Source organism: Variovorax sp. GW821-FHT10B04, assembly GCF_059415645.1.
The window spans coordinates 278559-296488 of record NZ_JBWKNQ010000001.1; the positions used below are offsets into that span (position 1 = coordinate 278559).

The window sequence follows — 17930 nt, forward strand, 5'->3', positions numbered from 1 at the left end:
CTTCCCTCTTCAGGTCATCCCAGAGGCGCTGCATATCTCACGAAGCAAGTGAAATCCTCTGCTTGATGTTGTGCAGCATCCGCTCCACATTTGCCGCTACGGCAGGAGTGATCGCATCCTCGGCTTTCAGCGCCTGGAACTCCTCCAGAACTGCTGGATAGCCCTGCTCAACGATCGTTACGAACGCCCCCTTCGTGAGAGCCTTGCGGACGAGCATATCGGCTGGGGCCTTGGAATTCGACCAAATCAAGCCCAGCGAAGGCCGGCCGAGGGTGGACTTTTGAGGCGCTATTTTCAGCTCGACCCCGCTTGATTCCGCGAGCGCGTTCAACGTCTGAAGGTCAACGTTCGCCCGCTTCTTGGCACGTGACACCGTCTCCGGTGAGATGCCGGCCACCCTCGACATCGAATTGGAGCGAACAGCTTGTCTCGATCTCCGTATCGACGTCATTTGATAGGAGCACACGGCCATCGCGCCGTTCAACGGACCAGCCCATTCTTGACAGCGTAATGAGTTAAATCTGCTTTTGTCTTCATCTGCATTTTTATAAATACCTGTGCTCGATGTGCAGCGACCGTCTTGGGCGTGATGGACAAATCCTCTGCAATTGATTTGAGTTTTGCACCCCTTGCAAGCTGAAGTAGCACCTGAAATTCGCGTTTCGACAGGGCATTGTGCCGCTGGCTCGTCGCATCGTTTATTAACAAGCTTGATGTCAATAATTGACTCACGCTGGACGTTATAAACTTCTTCCCGGTGGCAACGTGCCGCACAGCTTCGATAATTTCGCCTGGGTCGCTGAGTTTATTAAGATACCCTGCCGCGCCGCGCTCAATCATCTTAAGTGCATATATCTCTTCCGAGAAACCACTCAAAATTAGGACGTTGAGATCTGGGCGGCGCGCATGGATACGCACCATGCTGTCGAGGCCACTCAAGCCAGGCATCGAGATGTCGAGAAGCATCACATCCAGTGATCGATTGCGAGCGAGTTCGATGGCCTCCATGCCATTGATGCCCTCACCGACAACTTGGATGTCATCGTGTTTTAAAAACAGAGACCGAATTGCATAACGCTCAATCGGGTGGTTCTCCACTATTGCAATTTTTATCAAGACAGCCTCTATTTCGTTTTCGATCCCTCCAGTGCCATGAGATCAACGACCGAATGCTGAGAGCAACGTCGCCGCACATTTGTACGGAAATGCGCCGGCCCCGCGACGGAACCCCGAAATAGTAAAAAAGCGAGAAATAGTTCACATCTGACGATCGAACAGGACCGGTCCTGTCCTCCATCTGCTTCCCGTCTGCTGCTGCGGCCGTGCTTGGCCGACCTTGTCGTTCTGGATACCGAGGCGACACGCACACAGAAGCAACCGCCGCTCACGCGGTGTTACATAAGCTTTCAGACTACACGAAAGTTCTCATTCGAACCTCACCCGCGTGGAGAGACCGCGCCACTAATGGCCCTCTCGGAATCGATTCAAGGGAACTCTGCCGAGCTCAACAACCGCGCCTCGGCATCAGTTCATGCTTCCAACTTCCACACCCCCCTTCGCTACATCCACCGACCCGGCCACAGTCCCCGTGGCGTTCCGCGGGCCTCCCGGCTCACCGTGCTGGGTGGTGCGATCGCTCTCATTGCGCTGATCACGGTAACGCCCGGCGCCCATGCACAGGCCGTCGACACATCGACCGGGAGCGGCCCGGCGAACGTCGCGACGTACACCCCGGCCGCCCATGACCAGCTGGTCGCCGAGCAACGGGCGGGCCGCGTGTCCGCGTCGGACGGCTTCGACCGTCTGGCCGCCTGGAAGCAGCAACCACTCGACGACGTCGCGCGCCGCCGTGTCCGCGCCGATGGCATCACCTGGGCCATGGCGGCCGGCAGGTCGGTCGAGGCGGCAGCCTGGGCTCGCAAGGCGCCGTTGTCGGCGCTCGCGACCTACGCGCTGGCACCTGCCTTCCTCGCCGCTCGCGGTACCTCGGACCGGGAGTTGGAGGGCCAGGCCGTGAGCTTGATGCGCGAGCGTGAACCCGACGCATGGCGGCCCCGCGTATTCGAGGCTTTCTGGCAACTCGACAACGGCGATCTGGCGCGGGCCGAGTCATCACTGACCGCCCTGTCTGCCTCCTGGGCCGAGCCGACGGCAGAACAGCGCGTCGCGGTGCTGGAGGCCTGGGGCGCGATCGCGGAAGCACGTGGCGATTCACCGGAGGCACTGCGCCGGTACGACCAACTGCTGGCGTTGCAACCATCGCATCGCTACGCGAACCGAGCCGCGATCTTCCTGCTCGCTTCGACGGACGCAGCGACCGCGGCGTGGAAGCGAGCGGAGGCGGCAGAACGAGCGTGGCCTGGCATGTTCTCGGCGTTCGAACTCGCCAGCCTGCATCAGCAAGCCCTCGGACAGGCCTCGCGCTGGGCCGTCGCCGAACGATCGCAGACCACGGAATCGGGCGAGAACAGATTCGCCGCCATCGACCTGCTGCTTCCGCGCTACGACACCACGCTCGCGGCCACCCATGTCGAAGAAGACAGGGCAGCACTGGGCGGCCATGAAGACGACACGGCCGCCTGGCGAAGGCTCCGTCTTCAGCTGAACTACGACCGCATCCTGCTGCTGTCGGCTCGCGGACGCTTTCCGGAAGTCATCGCTTCGTACGACGAACTTCGCGCCGAAGGTGCAATGCCGCCTTACTACGTCCTGTCGGAAGTGGCGGGCGCTCAGCAACAGCGGCGCCGCTCGGATCTGGCGGTGCCGTTGTACGAAGCGGCACTGGACGACGCGGGCGATCGGCTGCCCATGCCCAGCGATACGCACATCGGCCTCGTCTACGCATACCTCGACACCGGGCGTTTCGTGGATGCCGATCGCCTGCTGACCCGTCTCGAAGCTGCAACCTCGCCGGTCCTGCGCCAGACACCCGAGGCCGGGCGGCCCAACGCCCAATATGGCGAGCTGCTCAACCTGCGCGCGCTGACGCAGCTCTACAGCGATCAACCGGCACAGGCGGAACGCAGCGCGACGATTCTGTCCGCCATGGCACCGATGAACGCGGGCTTTCGTTCGGCGCAGGCCGAGACCGCGATGGTGCGCAATCACCCGGATGCGGCTGCCGACCACTATCGGGAAGTGCTTGTCGACCACCCGGACGACGTCGCCGCGCGGGCAGGCTTTGCCGGAGCGCTCTTCGACGTCGGTGAACTCAAGGACGCGAGGGAGTTGACGGATCGGCTCGAGACCGAGGCACCCGACGCCATCGCCGTACGCAATGCGGTGAGGCTGCGCAATGCCACCATGGCGCCCCGACTCGAAGTGGACGCCGAGGCAGGCAAGGATGGCGGTGCCCTCGCCAATCGCGATTGGCGAACCGACACCCGACTCATCGCACCCTGGGTCGATGACCAGTGGCGAATCTTCTACCACCAGGCGCTCGCGCATGCGAGTACCGACGGCGGCAATGTCTTGCTCGCACGCTCGGGCCTCGGCGCGGAATGGCTGAAGGGACGCTGGAACCTCAGCGGCGAGGTGACCCAGGCCAACGACGGCCCCTATCGCACCGGCGTGGCATTGGCCGCCAGGTACCGGGCAAGCGATGCATGGCGTCTCTTCGCGACGGTGGACACCAACAGCCTCGACACACCATGGAAGGCGCGCCTTGCGGGCATCGGAGCGCATGCCACCGAAGTCGGCGCGAGCTATGTCGTCGACGAGTCCCGCGTCTTTGAAGGGACCGCCGGACGCATGGACTTCAGCGACGGCAACGCGCGCGATTCGGTCGGGCTTACGTGGCGCGAGCGTCTGGCGAGCAGCCCCGAATTCCAGCTTGAAAGCACCATGTCGATCGAGACGGCACGCTATCAAGACCAGAACGTGCCGTACTTCAGCCCGTCACGCGAAACCGCCGAGGAAATCGGCCTGCGTGGCCGCTACCTCACCTGGAAACGCGATGACCGCAGTTTCGCGCAAGCGGTCGAGGTCAGCACCGGCCGGTACCAGCAGGAAGGGTTCGGCAGCGGCCTGCTGTGGTCGCTGCGCTATGCACACGAGTGGGGCCTGAGCCCGACCATGCGGCTGCGCTACGGGCTCGGCGTGTCGAGCCGTCCCTACGACGGCGTACGCGAACGCCGCCCCTTCGTTTTCCTGAGTCTTTCGGTGCCACTGCAATGACAAGAATATTCAATCTCGCTGCAGTGATGCGCCGGCGCCTGCCTGTTGCGTTCGCGCTGTTGCTGGCCGGCGCCTGCCTCGCCATGCCGGCGGCAGCACAACGCATTCCCCCGCCCGATGCGGACGACGGCAAGACCTTCCGCGCCATAGCGATCCACGACGTGCGTACCCATGTGCGGGAAACCTTCGCGACCGCACCTGACGCAACGGCCATCGACGAACGGACGCTCGCCGAGTTCTTCTCATGGCTCGAGGCTTCCGACTATCACCCGGTCAGCCTGCAGCAGATCGTCGATGCCCGCGCCGATGGGCCGCGTTTGCCACCGCGCGCCGTGCTGTTGACCTTCGACGATGGCTACGAGAGTGCCTACACCAAGGCCTTCCCGCTGCTCCGGCGCTTTGGTTACCCCGCCGTGATGGCGTTGGTGACGAGCTGGCTCGAAGTTCCAGCGGCGCAGCCGGTGACGGGCTTCAGCGAAGTGTCGCCACCGTTGCGCGAAGCCTTCCTGTCCTGGGCGCAGGCGCGCGAGATGGCCGCCTCGGGTCTGGTGGAATTCGCAAGCCACAGCGATGCCATGCACCAGGGCATTCCCGGCAACCCGCAAGGCAACTTGCAACCGGCTGCGACGACGCTGGCCTATGACGCGGCCACACAGCGCTATGAGGACGTGACGACTTACGAGGCGCGCGTGGAGGCCGACCTGCGCCGCAGCCGCGATCTCATCGAACGCCACACGGCAAGCCGGGTGCGAGCGATGGTGTGGCCCTACGGTGCCTACAACCGCCAGGCGCTGCGCGCGGCGGATCGCGCCGGCATGCCGATCACGCTCACCCTGGACGAGGGGCCGAACGACAGCGGCGTTCCGTTGAAGGAGATCGGCCGCGGCCTGGCGAGCTTCGACATGCCCGTGCCCTACAACATGCTGCTGAGGATGCCCAAGTCGGGCGCAATCTTTCCGCTCCATCGCGCGATGCACGTCGACCTCGACCGTGTCTACGACCCCGATCCGGCGCGCCAGGAGGTCAAGCTGTCGCAGCTGCTCGATCGGGTCCAGGCCATCGGGCCCGGTGCGGTCTATCTTCAAGCCTTTGCGGACCCCGACGGCGACGGCGTGGCGGACGCACTCTACTTCCCGAATCGCCACATGCCGATGCGGGCCGACCTGTTCAATCGGGTCGCCTGGCAACTGCGAACCCGCACCGGCGTGCAGGTCTATGCATGGATGCCGGTCATGGCGTTCCGATTGCCCGCGGGCAATCCGCTGACGACGAGGCAGGTGGCACGGCTGCAGGGCGCAACGAAGCCCGACGGAGCATCGGAGAGCGCGCGTCATGCACGCTTGTCCCCCTTCGACCCTGCGGTCCGTGCGCTGATCGGCGACATCTACGAGGACCTGGGCCGGCACGCTGCCTTTGCCGGAATACTCTTCCACGAAGATGCCACGATCGGCGATGACGAGGACACCAGTCCCGCAGCCATCGCAACCTACGCGGCTTGGGGCCTGCCCGCGGATGTGTCGGCCATCCGTGCGGACCCCACGTTGCACGCGCGCTGGTCGGCGTCCAAGACGCGCTTCCTGACCGACTTCACGCTCGAACTGGCGCAGCGCGTGCGCGACTGGCAGCCCGGGATCCTGACGGCGCGAAATCTTTATGCGCAACCCGTCATGCAGCCCGAGGCGGAATCCTCATTCGCGCAGAGTTACGCGCAGTCGCTCGACGCCTACGACTACACGGCCGTGATGGCGATGCCGTTCAGGGAACATGCGGCAGATCCCTCGGTCTGGCTGGCCGCACTGGCGCGCAAGGTATCGGCGACGCCGCACGGGATCGAGCGGACCGTGTTCGAGTTGCAGGCAACTGACTGGCGGGACGGCTCGGCCGTGCCGGACGAGACGCTGGCGGCAGAGTGGTCTTTGCTGCATCGCATGGGCGCGCGGCATCTGGCGTACTCCCCGGACGACTTCCTGCATGACCAACCCGGACTGCCCACGGTGCGCGCCGCGTTGTCCGTGCGGACCGAGTTGCCGAACGCCGTCGGCCTCACGTCGGCCTCTCCAGCGCCGCAGAAGCTGGAGGTTCCCACTCTCGTTCCAGAGCAACCACGCGACGGCAGCAACGGCGCCGCATCAGGATCCATTCGATGAGCTCCGATTTCTTTGGTGCCGGCCTGGTCCGGTTCCTGTTCAGCTTCGTCTTCTACTACCCCTTCCTGATGGCATTCGTCTGGATGTGCGGTGGCCTCGCCCACGCGTTCTTCTTCGAGCGCGATCGCCATCTTCCGAAAGATCCGTTGTCGATGCTGGACGCCACGCCGATGGTCAGTGTGATCGTGCCGTGCTACAACGAAGGCAGAAGCGTGACGGACGTCATCGACCAGCTCATGCGCAGTCGCTATCCGAATTTCGAAGTGCTCGCGGTCAACGACGGGAGCACCGACGACACCGTGCACAACTCGACGCACTCGCTGCGCGCTATCCCAGACTGCGCGTTCTTCACCATGCCATCAACCAGGGCAAGGCGGTCGGTCTGAACACCGCGGCGCTGCTGGCCCAAGGCGATTTCATCCTCGGCGTCGATGGCGATGCGCTGGTCGACCCCGATGCCATCGCCTGGATGATGCGGCACATGCAGCAGTCGGAGCGCGTGGGCGCCATCACCGGCAATCCGCGCATCCGCACACGCACCAGCCTGCTGGGACGCATGCAGGTCGGCGAGTTCTCGTCGACCATCGGGCTCATCAAGCGCACACAGCAATTGATCGGACGGCTGTTCACCGTGTCGGGCGTGCTGTCGATGTTTCGCAAGAGCGCATTGCTGGAGGTGGGATTCTGGAGTCCCGATGTGATGACCGAGGACATCGACATCAGCTGGAAGCTGCAGCTCAAGGGCTGGGACGTACGCTTCGAGCCGCGTGCGGCGTGCTGGATCCTGATGCCGGAGACCGTGCGCGGCCTGTACCGACAGCGCCAACGCTGGGCGACCGGCGGAGCGCAGACGCTGTTGCGCCATGGCCTCGAGGTGCTCCATCCGCGAAACATCCGCATGTGGCCCATCTTCTTCGAGTATCTGGCCAGCGTGGTCTGGGCCTATGCCATGTTCAGCGTGTTGATCCTTTCCGTCATCAAGCGCTTGCTGCCACCGGAGTGGCAGTTCGTCGGCTTTCTGCCGGAATGGAACGGCATGTTGCTCGGTGCGACCTGCATGCTGCAGATGCTGGTCAGCCTGTGGATCGATCGCCATTACGACCGCGACATCATGCGATACCTCGTCTGGACCGTCTGGTATCCCATTGCATTCTGGATGATCAACATGTTCACCACTGTGCTTGCAATTCCCATCACCCTGTTTCGCCGCCGCGGCAAGCGTGCGGTCTGGACAAGTCCTGATCGAGGACAAATCAATGCGAACTGAAATGAATCAAAACCTGCGGCCTATGCCCCACCCTTCCCGAACCCTGGAACTCCAACCGACCGATCGAATTGGCGATTGGGCCGAGCCGAACCAGGACCCCATCCTGGATGCGACACGCATGCCGTTCGAAGCCTTTCGTACCAACAAGCCACCCCATCGCGCCATCGGCATGTACATCTGGCTGCAGCTGCTGCGCCCGGCGGTGCTGATACTGTTCTGGATCGGCGTCGGATACTACGCATGGCGCCACCTGTTCCAGTCCGCCGACCAACTGCGCAGCACCAGCCTACTCATCATCTACGCCGGCGTGATCGGCGTCATCTTCGCGGCCATGCTGCTCATGGCCCCCTTCAGGCGATACGCCCATCGGGACAGCCAGCGCGCCAAGCAGGCGCAAGCAAGCTCCATGGCCGAACTGGCGAGCTATGCCAATGTGCCATCGAAGGACCTGTCGGGCTGGCAACAGGCGCAGCGGCTCGTCGTCCATCACGACGACGAAGGGCGCTTGAGCGACGCGTTCGATATGGGCGACCGAGAAGATCCTGTCTTACCTCAACGCCGGCGACCAGCCTGAGCCGGCATGCCGTCGAGCACCATGCTTCATGGTCCAGTCTGTAGTCGGCTTCCACTTCAGGATGACTTGATGATGCAGTACCCATTCAGCGCCTGCCGTTGATTTGATTGCGCGGCCCGGTCATCGGTCGAGTTGCCTTGGAACCACCCTAAAAAGGTATGTCGTCGTCGAACGCAGCGCCGCTCGGCGAAGGCGCGGGCGCACGTGGCGCACGCTCGGTCACGGCAGCCCTGCGCGAAACCGGCCCTTCAGACCCCGTGGACACCGCCACAGGTGGCGACTGCGCGTCCACGCCATCCAGCGCGGCCTTGAGCGCGACCTCGACCGCATCGATGCGTGCCTTGCAGACGCGGTAGGCCTCGACGGACTCGGTGACGATGTTCAGGAGATCGTCGATGTTGGGTTCACGCTGATCCCGCAGGGTTTCGGCGTGGCGCTGCAGGACGCCGTAGGCGTCACGAAAACTGGTGGTCATTCTTCGATCTTCTTGTTGAGAGGCACCGCCGACACTTCGGCGGTACCGTCGCGGAACTGGAGTTGGAGGTGGCCCGAGTCCGGCATTTGCTGGCGCGACGTGATGGGCGGGCCCCCACTCGAACGCACGATCGCGAAGCCACGCGCCAGTGTCTGCTCGGGCCCCTGCCCCGTCACTTCTCTGACCATCGCCTGTGAAAGTGTCCGTGCTTGCTGAACCGCACTCTGCGCACGCTCGGCAACGCGCTGGAGTTCCAGCGCGACATCCCGATGCGCCTGGCGGGACCCGATGGCGACGCTTTCGACGGTCGCGTTGTAGGCGGCCTGGGCGACCGACCTGGCGCGGCCCGTGTGGGCCAGGGCACCAGCGCGAACGTCCGCCATGAGGATGGGCACCGACTGCCGGGCGCCAGCGATCTGCTGCATCGTCTCGACCTTCACCTGGTTCAGCAGCGCCACGCTCTCACGCGAGGCCGCATGAACCGCCTGCATCGCGCCCGTCGCGATGGCGTGGAAGTCACCGGTGCTGTCCTGCCTTGCACGCGCCAGGTGGGTCCGGGCATCGGAACGGATCTGGGCGTCCCAGCGGTCCGCGTCCGAACGCACCTTCTGCGTCCATCGCACGCTGGATGCCGAGACGGCGTCCCAGGCAGCTCGCGCTTCCCGCGCGCGGCGCAGGATCTGCTGTTCGATGCCGGCGATCACCTTGCTGGGCGTGTCGTAGCGCGTATGCGCCACCTCGTCGGGAATGGTGCTGTCGCGCTCGTGTCCGATGCCTGTGATCACGGGAATCTCCACGTCGCAGATGAACCGGGCCAATGCGTAGTCGTTCAGCCAGGCCAGGTCGTTGACTGCGCCACCGCCGCGGATGATCGCAATGGCGTCGGGCTGCCGGTCTCCCGTGGCCGTGCGCAGCGCGGCCGTCGCGGCGGCAATGATCTCCAGCGCTGCGCCCTCTCCCTGGAAACGGCTGTGCGCATAGACGAAGTCGCAAAGGCCGAAGCGCACGAGCCGGTCCGCCTCCTTCTGGAAGTCCCCCAGCCCGGCAGCTTCCGCGGGTGCGACGACCAGCACATGCCGGTAATCCCACGGTGCAGGGAGCTGCCGGTTGCGCTCGAACACGCCTTCGCGCTGCAGCCGGGCACGAATCTCCTTCTTGCGCGCCTCGAGGTCGCCGAGGGTGTAGTCGGGGTCGATGGCGTCGAGTTCCAGGCTGAATCCGTACTGGGCCTTGAACACGGGGCGTGCACGGACCAGCAGCTTGATGCCCGGACCGATCACCGCGCCGGTGGCTTCCTCGAACTGGGGAAGGACGCGCGCCGCCGTGCTCGCCCAGATCAAGGCACGTGCCTTGGCGACCGGTTGTCCCTGGGAGTCTCGTTCGGACAGTTCCAGGTAGACATGGCCATTGCGGGTACGCGCCTCCACCACCTCCACCAGCGTCCAGACACCGGCGGCGAAGGCCTGGGCAACCGCGGCGCTGACGTCGTTCAGGAGACGAGAGAGCGATATGCCTTTCTTGACGTCGAGCGAGACCGCTCCCGCGTCGCCGTGCCGGCCCGGATCCTCCAGGCCGCCGAACGCCGGCAAGGCGACCGCGCGCAGTTCCGCCGGCAACCAGGCACTGAAGGCGAACAGATCGGTTCCTGCTTCCACGTACCACCGCTTGACGGTGCCGTCGAACCGCGCCCCGAGCGCCTTGGCCGCATCCTTGGAACGATAGGGAACGTCGAGGTATTGGCGGGACATGGTGGCGATGGCTGGCACTTTGTTGCCAGATTCAGCGAGATTTTCTCATGCCTGGCGGCTGCGTCTCGGAGGTAGAAGCCCCGCCAACGATAATCACTCTCATTTGCGATTTATAATTCACGTGCCCCGTCGCATCCTGGGCTGGAGATGCAGCCGCAGCCAAGCCACCTCTCAGCCATTGCATGGCGGGCATCGTCATCGCATATCAGATCGGGATGCACCGTGGTCGCGCACGTCTTGAATGAAACGGGAACCATCCAGAGCCTCTATACGGCCCACCACGGCTGGCTGCAAGGCTGGCTGCGTCGGCGGCTGGGCAACTCCTTCGATGCGGCCGACATCGCTCAGGACACCTTCGTCCGGGTGCTGTGCAAAGAAGCGCAGCTCGCCATCATTCGGGAACCCCGTGCATTTCTGACGACCATCGCGCAGGGGCTGGTGGCCAACCAGATCCGGCGCCAAAAGATCGAGAACGCCTACTGGGAAGCGCTTGCGCTGCTCCCGGAAGCCGAAGCGCCGTCCCCCGAAACCCGAGCCATCCTGCTTGAAACCCTGGTGGAAGTGGACCGGCTGCTGGACGGCCTGCCGCCGCTGGTCCGCCAGGCCTTCCTGCTGTCGCAACTGGATGGGCTTCGCCAGGCGGAGATCGCAGAGCGGCTCGGCGTCTCCGTTCCCACCGTCAAGCGCTACATCTCGCGGGCGGTGGCGCAGTGCTGCTTCCTGGAAGACTGACACGCATGTCGCTTCGTGGCGATTCAACGCAGCCTGCGCCCAACGCCCCGATTCCTGTCGAGGTCCGCCAGCAAGCCGCCGCCTGGCTGGTGGAACTGCAGTCCGACGAGGCCGACGAGCAGACACATGCCAACTGGCAGGCATGGCGAGCGGCTCACCCGGACCATGAACGTGCCTGGCAGCGCATCGAGGCTTTCGGCACCAGGATGCAGACGTTGCGACGCCCCCTGGCGCATGCGGTGCTCGCGCCCGCCGGGTCGGCTGGCCGGCGGCGCGCTGTCCAGGCGCTCGCTGTCGCACTCTTCGCAGGCGGCATCACCTGGACGGCGGAACGCCACACCCCATGGCGCCAATGGGTCGCCGACAGCCGCACCGGCGTGGGTGAACGCACCGCCATCACCCTGGCCGACGGCAGCCGCGTCGAACTCAACTCCAGTACCGCCATCGACATCGCCTTCACCCACACCGAGCGGGTCATACGGCTGACTGGCGGCGAGGTATTGATCGACACCGCGCCCGACGATCGCAGCCCGGCCCGCCCGTTCTTCGTCCAGACTGCCGAGGGGCGACTGCAGCCCTTGGGCACTCGGTTCAGCGCGCGCCAGATGGGGCGCGGCGAAAGCAGTGTTGCCGTCTATGAAGGTTCGGTCATGGTGCAGCCCCGACACGGCAGCCCGCGTGCGCTGACGGCGGATCAGCAGACCCGCTTCACCACCAGCCAGGTGAGCGAGCCCGAAGCCGCCGACGAGGCCGACACGGCGTGGGTCGACGGAATGATCGTGGCGCAGGACATGCCGCTGGGCGATTTCATCGCCAAGCTGGCGCGTCATCGCCCTGGCTGGCTCAGCTGTGCGACTTCGGTCGCGAGCTTGCGGGTCACCGGCACCTACCCTCTGGACGACACGACCAAGGTACTGGACATGCTGACCCGCTCGTTGCCGGTGGAAATCCACTACCGCACCCAATTCTGGGCGAGCGTGCAGCCATGGAGAGCGGCGGAATGACCCGCCACCGGCCGAAAAAACTTTCTGTTTCAACTTCTCCATAAAAGACCGGCGCGAACTGATCCCGTTTGGCTTCTCGCGGGGCAATGAAGGTAGGGAACCTATCTTCAATCGTCTTTCAGAGGAAAACTCACATGTGCCAGCTCGCGCAGCACGACGCTTCAATTGCAAATGCCGCCCTGCGGTATGGCCGACGCAGCCGCATGGCCCTCGCAGTGGCGCAGGCCGTGGCCTGCATCGCGATCGGGTCGGCCATCGGGGCGGCACCGGCCGCCCAAGCCCAGCAGGCTGCAGTTGCCCGCGCGTACGACATTCCGGCCGGCCCGCTCACCGCCGCGCTGAGCCGCTTCGGCCGCGAGGCAGGAATCCTGTTGTCTTTTTCAACCGAGCTGACCCGTGGCCTGCAAAGCGGTGGGCTCTCCGGTGTGCACACGGTGCCCGACGCGCTGAATGCGCTGCTGGCGGGAACCTCGCTTCAAGCCGTTCGCCAGGGTGACGGCGGCTACCTGGTGCAGCGCATGGCGCAGGTTGCGCCGGCAGCGTCCTCTTCGGGGGACGGCGCCACGCTGTCGGAGGTCGAAGTGACGGCCAAGGCGGAACGCGCCGGAAAAACGGAAGGGACCGGTTCCTACACGGCCACCGACACCAACGCCGCCACCCACCTCGACCTGTCGCTGCGCGAAACGCCGCAGTCGGTCAGCGTGGTGACTCGCCAGCAGATCGAGGACCAGGGCTACATCACGGCCAAGGACGCCCTGGACAGCGTAACCGGCATCTATGGCAACGAGATGGACACCCGGACCTACTTCTACTCTCGCGGCTTTTCCGTCGACCGGACCTCCTACGACGGCGTCGTCAGCAATGACGGCGAGGGCGGCAGCTATGGCGAGAACGCGCAGGACCTCGCGTTCTACGACCGCGTCGAAATCGTGCGCGGCGCCACCGGCCTGCTGACCGGCGCGGGCGAGCCGTCGGCGACCGTCAACTACGTGCGCAAGCGCGCCGACAGCAAGACCTTCCAGGGCAACGCGAGCGTCAGCCTCGGCTCCTGGAACAACCGGCGTGCCGAAGTGGACCTGTCCACGCCGCTGACCGACGATGGACGGATCCGCGCCCGGGTGGTGGCGGTGACCCAGGACAAGGACTCGTTCATCGACGACAACAAGAGCAGGAAGCGGGGTGTCTACGGCACCATCGAAGCGGACCTGACACCGCAGACGCGCGTGTCCATCGGCGCGGACTACACGCGCGGCGACCTCGACGGCGCGACCTGGGGCGGCCTGCCGGTGCTGTTCAGCGACGGCACCCGCACCGACTGGTCGCGATCGACCAACGAAGGTGCGCGCTGGACGTACTGGAACAGCACCGCGAAGTCGGTGTTCGCCGATGTGGAGCACCGTTTCGACAACGGCTGGAACCTCAAAGGCAACCTGACCTACCGTCAAAAGGACTACCAGACCCAGTTGGTGCTTCCCTACGATCTGTACGGCACCGGGCTGGACAGTGCCACGGGTGCCGGACTGTGGGCCTATTCGTGGGGCGCCGATGCAGCCCATCGACAAACCACCGGGTCGTTGCAGGCCAGCGGACCGGTTTCCCTGTGGGGACGCCAGCATGAGCTGATCGTGGGCCTCAATGACAGTTCGCGGCGCGCGCGATCCTATGGCAGCAGGTACGCCATCGAGGAGATCGGCAACTACTTCAACTGGAACACCTCCTATGCGGAACCCGAATGGCTGGATTCCTCCGAGAGCGACAGCGTCACGCGCACGCGCGAGAGCGCGGTCTACACGGCGGCGCGCCTGTCGCTGGCCGACCCATTGAAGCTCATCGTCGGCGGACGCTTCACGAGCTGGCGCGGCACGACCAGCACCGACACCAACTCCCAATCGAAATTCACGCCCTATGTCGGCGCGATCTACGACCTCGGATCGGCCCATTCGCTGTATGCGAGCTACACCGACATCTTCAACCCGCAGAACTACCGCACGGCCGATGGCCGCTACATCGACCCGACCGTGGGCAAGAACTACGAGATCGGGCTGAAGGGTGAATACCTGGACGGCCGCCTCAACGCCTCGATGGCATTGTTCAAGACCCTCCAGGACCATGTCGCCACGGCGGACGGCACGACCATGGTGTCGGGGACCAGCGAGCAGGCCTACGTGGGCGCCGACGGCGTGAAAAGCCGCGGCATCGAGGCCGAGGTGTCGGGCGAGCCATTGCCAGGATGGCATCTGGTCGCCGGTTTATCGCGCACCATCTCGAGGAACCAGGACGGTTCGGAATTCAACCCCTACATGCCGAAGACGCTCTTCAAGCTCGGCACGTCCTATCGGCTGACCGGCGCATGGAGCAAGCTGACCGTCGGCGGCAATCTGAAATGGCAGAACTCGACCTACGACGACATCAGCTTCGCGGCGTCCGGAAACACCTACCGCTACCAGCAGTCGGCGGTCACCGTGGTCGGCATCATGGCGCGCTACGAATTCACGTCGCGGCTGTCGCTCCAAGTCAACATCAACAACCTGTTCGACAAGAAGTACTGGGCCTACTACTCCTCCAACAGCGGTACCTACGGCACGCCACGCAATTTCCTGGCGACGATGAACTACAGGTTTTGACACCTCGCGACGGGTGGCCGAAGCGACCGGCACTCGCCGGATGAGCGATTCGGCATGAATCCAGATCGGAACGGCACGACACGAAGCAGTGCCGGCTCCTAGACTGTGGCCCATGCCACATCCGACCGCCCTGCAGGCACGTCCCCTCCGGCTGCCGCCACCGCTGATGCGCGCCATCGACGGCACCGTGCTGTCGCTTCTTCAACCCGACCCGGCCAGGCGAATCGATTTCAGCGGTCCATTGGGCGAGCCTGCGCTCGCCGCCGCGGACTCGGTCGCGTGGCGCGTGTTCCGCAATCCGCTCTCCGTGTTCATCGGCGGTGTCGCGGCGGTCGTCCTGGAACTCGCCGAGCCTTCGGTACGTGCAGGTGTCTGGGAGCATTCATCCTTCAGATCGAACCCGCTGCGCCGGCTGCAACGCACCGGCCTCGCCGCCATGATGACCGTCTACGGACCTCATACGCAGGCCGAGAAGATGATCGCCGGTGTGGTGCGCGCGCATGACCATGTCCGTGGCGTCAACGCGGCGGGCATGCCTTATTTCGCCAACGATCCGCGCTTGCTGAACTGGGTACAGGCCACCGCGAGCTTCGGCTTCGTCGAGGCCTACAGACACTTCGTACAGCCGCTGGAGGCCGAGGAGGTCGACCGCTTCTATGCGGAGTCTCGACCTGCATCGATCCGCTATGGCGCCGTTGGCTCGCCGCTCTCGGAACAGGCCCGGCGGGAGCAATTCGCCCGCATGCTGAGCACCCTCGAGCCGTCCGATGTGATCCTGGAGTTCCTGGCGATCATGCGCACCACGCCGTTGTTGCCAGGGCCGTTGAAGTACGTCCAGGGGATGCTGGTCCGCGCGGCGGTCGATGTTCTCCCGGCGGACGTCCGGGCCCATCTTGCGCTGGGCCCGGCCTTCGGACTCCGGCCTGCCGAACGGCTGCTGCTGCGTCGGGCAGGTGCCTGGACGGACCGCATCGTGCTTCCGTCGAGCCCTGCCACCCAGGCGTGCCATCGGCTCGGTATCCCGCCGGAGAGCCTCCTGCATCGAGCGCGCTGACGGCTTTCTGCGTCCGACCCGAGCAGCCGGATCCCGTCGCTCACCGCCGAGGTGCCGTCTCCGCCAGGCCGAGCCGGTACACGCGATTGGCCGTGTCGTGGAACAGCAGCGCCCGCTCGCTGTCGGTGCAGCCCTGCGAGAGGCGCTTGAACGCGTTCCAGCACAACCTGTATCGGTACGAACATCTGTCGACCGGGAAGTTGCTCTCGAACATGCAGCGGGACGGCCCGAACGCTTCGATGCACGGCTCGATCCACGGGCGCATTTCGCGCGCGAGCGCCTCGGAATCCAGTGGCCTGTCGCCTCGCGCGAAACCGAAGCCCAGGATCGGCAGGCCGAGCCCGCCCAGCTTCATCGCGACATTCGGGCAGTCGGCGAGCGCGCGAATGCCGTCCATCCACTCGCGCCGCACCTCTGCCCTGCGCCCGGCGAAACGACCCTCTCCCAGCGGCGCACCGATGTGGTTGACGATGACCGTCGTTTCGGGGAACGCGCGTGCGAGCGCCGCGACCTCGGACAGTTGCGGATGCAGCGCCCAGGCGTCGAAGCTGAGCTTGCGCGGCGCGAGTCGGGCGAAGCCACGGCGAAAGCCGGGGTCCGCATACAGGCCGCGGGCCGTCTTCATCATCGGATTCACGAGCCGCGGGTCGATGTCCCACGCCGTGGCGTGGCGGATGCCCTTGAAGCGTCGTGCGTCCACGGCGAGGTGCGCGTCGAGCAGTTCCTCGACGGCCTCGTCACGCAGATCCGCATAGCCGACGATCCCTTCGCAGACCTGTGTGCCACCGCCCTGCGCCAAGGCGCGCCGGGCGGCATCGCTCGCATATTCGGTCTCGCCGACCGGCGCCAGCGCGGCCGGCAGATCCGTCCGGTAATGGCTGCCGCATTGGACATGGACCGTGGCCACGACACGGTGGCCATCGGCAAGGTCGGCCTGGAAATCTTCCAGCAGGTAGCGCTCATGGACACGCGTCCACAGATGGTGATGCGCGTCGACGATCGGCAGGTCGGGCAGCAGCGCGGGTTCGTCGTGCCGTGCCAGCCACTCGGGCCGGGCAGGCACGTCGAAGAGCAACGGGTCGTTCGCTTCGGTCATGTCGATCAGTTGAGCTCGAGCCCGATGCCCTTGGCGATGGCGCCCCAGCGCGCGAAGTCGTCCTGCACGTACTGGCGCAGCGCGCCACCCGACAAGCCGCTCGACTCGTAGCCGAAGGCACGCAACTGCTGCTGCATGTCCGGGGCCTGCAGGATCGGCGCGATGTCCTTCGCGATGCGGTCGACCTGCACATCGGGCATGCCGACCGGCGCAAACACACCCACCCAGCCGACCATCGGATCGAACGACGGGTACCCCTGTTCACCGAACGTGGGAATGTCGGGGAACTCGCGGCTGCGGTGGTCGCCCGTGAGCGCCAGCACGCGCAGCCTGGCCGGCGCCTGCAGGAAGTCACGGATGCTGCCGAAATCGGAAATCATCGAATCCAGGGTACCGCCGAGCAGGTCCGTCGTCGCGACGGTCTTGTAGGGCACGTGCAGCAGCTTCGCACCGGATTTGCTGCTGAGCTCTTCGCCGAGCAGATGCGCCGATGTCCCGTTGCCGAAGGAGCCGAAGCTCACCTTTCCTGGATTCTTCCGCGCGTTGTCCAGGAATTCCTTGAGGGTGCGCGCCGGATTGGACGCATTCACCACGAGCACCAGCGGCGTGGTCCCGACCTGGATGACCGGCTTGAGGTCGCGCAGCGGGTCGTAGGGCAGCTTGCGGAAGGTGTGCGGCGCGATGGTGATCGTCGATGCCATCGTGAACGACAGCACGCTGCCGTCGCCTGGTGACTTCACGACCGCATCCGTCGCCAGGATCCCCGACGCGCCGGGCCTGTTGTCGACGATGGTGGGCCGGGCCCAGATGGTGCTCAAGCGATCGGCCAGGCGCCGCGCGATCGCGTCCTGCGCGCTGCCGGGCGGAAGCGGAATCACCAGACGGACCGGCGCACCGGTGGAGCCGCCGGGAGCGACGGGCTGGGCGAATGCCAGGGCTGCATGCGTCGCAACGACGAGCGGCCATGCGAGTCTGGCGAGTGTCTTGGGCATCGTTTTCATTGTCTCGTCCTTGTGGTTGTGGTCTGGAAGCT

The 17930-nt window shown here is 65.0% G+C and carries 13 protein-coding genes and 1 pseudogene; 8 read left to right on the forward strand and 6 right to left on the reverse strand.

Annotated elements, in window-relative coordinates; all coding sequences use genetic code 11:
- Window positions 1–37: 37 nt before the first annotated feature.
- Both AC07PZ_RS01360 and AC07PZ_RS01365 read right to left on the reverse strand, forming a co-directional pair.
- A complete protein-coding gene (locus AC07PZ_RS01360; protein WP_495293200.1) occupies window positions 38–484 on the reverse strand; it encodes a hypothetical protein in 447 nt (148 codons plus the stop codon).
- Window positions 481–1116: a response regulator gene (locus AC07PZ_RS01365; RefSeq protein WP_495293201.1), complete on the reverse strand. Its 636-nt coding sequence runs from the start codon at window positions 1114–1116 to the stop codon at window positions 481–483. The genes AC07PZ_RS01360 and AC07PZ_RS01365 overlap by 4 nt, the downstream gene beginning before the upstream one ends.
- 348 nt (window positions 1117–1464) lie before the next feature.
- Between AC07PZ_RS01365 and pgaA the strand changes: the two genes are divergently transcribed.
- From pgaA to pgaD, 4 genes and pseudogenes are all read left to right on the forward strand, one after another.
- Window positions 1465–4176 carry a poly-beta-1,6 N-acetyl-D-glucosamine export porin PgaA gene (gene pgaA / locus AC07PZ_RS01370; RefSeq protein WP_495293202.1) on the forward strand — a complete coding sequence of 904 codons (2712 nt, stop codon included), beginning with the start codon at window positions 1465–1467 and terminating at the stop codon, window positions 4174–4176.
- Window positions 4173–6323 carry a poly-beta-1,6-N-acetyl-D-glucosamine N-deacetylase PgaB gene (gene pgaB / locus AC07PZ_RS01375; protein WP_495293203.1) on the forward strand — a complete coding sequence of 717 codons (2151 nt, stop codon included), beginning with the start codon at window positions 4173–4175 and terminating at the stop codon, window positions 6321–6323. The genes pgaA and pgaB overlap by 4 nt, the downstream gene beginning before the upstream one ends.
- A pseudogene (gene pgaC / locus AC07PZ_RS01380) lies at window positions 6320–7590 on the forward strand (poly-beta-1,6-N-acetyl-D-glucosamine synthase). The gene pgaB and the pseudogene pgaC overlap by 4 nt, the downstream one beginning before the upstream one ends.
- 1 nt (window position 7591) lies before the next feature.
- Entirely contained in the window at window positions 7592–8164 is a 573-nt protein-coding gene (gene pgaD / locus AC07PZ_RS01385) for a poly-beta-1,6-N-acetyl-D-glucosamine biosynthesis protein PgaD (RefSeq protein WP_495293204.1), read from the forward strand.
- Between the two features lie 148 nt (window positions 8165–8312).
- Here the strand turns inward: pgaD and xseB are convergent, their stop codons facing one another.
- Together xseB and xseA are read right to left on the reverse strand one after the other, a co-directional pair.
- Window positions 8313–8639: an exodeoxyribonuclease VII small subunit gene (gene xseB / locus AC07PZ_RS01390; RefSeq protein WP_495293205.1), complete on the reverse strand. Its 327-nt coding sequence runs from the start codon at window positions 8637–8639 to the stop codon at window positions 8313–8315.
- On the reverse strand, window positions 8636–10387 hold the full coding sequence (xseA, locus tag AC07PZ_RS01395; RefSeq protein ID WP_495293206.1) for an exodeoxyribonuclease VII large subunit: 1752 nt from the start codon (window positions 10385–10387) through the stop codon (window positions 8636–8638). Before xseA ends, xseB begins: the two co-directional genes overlap by 4 nt.
- Before the next feature lie 222 nt (window positions 10388–10609).
- Between xseA and AC07PZ_RS01400 the strand changes: the two genes are divergently transcribed.
- The 4 genes from AC07PZ_RS01400 (at window position 10610) to AC07PZ_RS01415 (ending at window position 15801) form a co-directional block, all read left to right on the forward strand.
- A complete protein-coding gene (locus AC07PZ_RS01400; protein WP_495293207.1) occupies window positions 10610–11119 on the forward strand; it encodes a sigma-70 family RNA polymerase sigma factor in 510 nt (169 codons plus the stop codon).
- A gap of 5 nt (window positions 11120–11124) precedes the next feature.
- Window positions 11125–12123, forward strand: a complete 999-nt coding sequence (locus AC07PZ_RS01405) for a FecR domain-containing protein (protein ID WP_495293208.1) — start codon at window positions 11125–11127, stop codon at window positions 12121–12123.
- 203 nt (window positions 12124–12326) lie between these two features.
- A complete protein-coding gene (locus AC07PZ_RS01410) occupies window positions 12327–14747 on the forward strand; it encodes a TonB-dependent siderophore receptor (RefSeq protein WP_495293209.1) in 2421 nt (806 codons plus the stop codon).
- Window positions 14748–14913: 166 nt separating this feature from the next.
- The gene (locus tag AC07PZ_RS01415; RefSeq protein WP_495293210.1) at window positions 14914–15801 is read left to right on the forward strand and encodes an oxygenase MpaB family protein; all 888 of its coding nucleotides are present in this window, start codon (window positions 14914–14916) and stop codon (window positions 15799–15801) included.
- Window positions 15802–15841: 40 nt separating this feature from the next.
- On the opposite strand, the gene AC07PZ_RS01420 is transcribed toward AC07PZ_RS01415, so the two are convergent.
- Window positions 15842–16897: an amidohydrolase family protein gene (locus tag AC07PZ_RS01420; RefSeq protein ID WP_495293211.1), complete on the reverse strand. Its 1056-nt coding sequence runs from the start codon at window positions 16895–16897 to the stop codon at window positions 15842–15844.
- Between the two features lie 5 nt (window positions 16898–16902).
- Window positions 16903–17898, reverse strand: coding sequence for a Bug family tripartite tricarboxylate transporter substrate binding protein (locus AC07PZ_RS01425; RefSeq protein ID WP_495293212.1), 996 nt, complete (start codon window positions 17896–17898; stop codon window positions 16903–16905).
- Window positions 17899–17930: the final 32 nt, after the last annotated feature.

What these genes read in the sequence shown, in the direction of transcription:
- AC07PZ_RS01420 (WP_495293211.1), bottom strand. Translation starts at nt 16,897, where the DNA reads ATGACCGAAGCGAACGACCCGTTGCTCTTCGACGTGCCTGCCCGGCCC.
- pgaB (WP_495293203.1), top strand. Translation starts at nt 4,173, where the DNA reads ATGACAAGAATATTCAATCTCGCTGCAGTGATGCGCCGGCGCCTGCCT.
- pgaD (WP_495293204.1), top strand. Translation starts at nt 7,592, where the DNA reads ATGAATCAAAACCTGCGGCCTATGCCCCACCCTTCCCGAACCCTGGAA.
- AC07PZ_RS01405 (WP_495293208.1), top strand. Translation starts at nt 11,125, where the DNA reads ATGTCGCTTCGTGGCGATTCAACGCAGCCTGCGCCCAACGCCCCGATT.
- AC07PZ_RS01415 (WP_495293210.1), top strand. Translation starts at nt 14,914, where the DNA reads ATGCGCGCCATCGACGGCACCGTGCTGTCGCTTCTTCAACCCGACCCG.
- AC07PZ_RS01425 (WP_495293212.1), bottom strand. Translation starts at nt 17,898, where the DNA reads ATGAAAACGATGCCCAAGACACTCGCCAGACTCGCATGGCCGCTCGTC.
- AC07PZ_RS01410 (WP_495293209.1), top strand. Translation starts at nt 12,327, where the DNA reads ATGGCCCTCGCAGTGGCGCAGGCCGTGGCCTGCATCGCGATCGGGTCG.
- pgaA (WP_495293202.1), top strand. Translation starts at nt 1,465, where the DNA reads ATGGCCCTCTCGGAATCGATTCAAGGGAACTCTGCCGAGCTCAACAAC.
- xseB (WP_495293205.1), bottom strand. Translation starts at nt 8,639, where the DNA reads ATGACCACCAGTTTTCGTGACGCCTACGGCGTCCTGCAGCGCCACGCC.
- xseA (WP_495293206.1), bottom strand. Translation starts at nt 10,387, where the DNA reads ATGTCCCGCCAATACCTCGACGTTCCCTATCGTTCCAAGGATGCGGCC.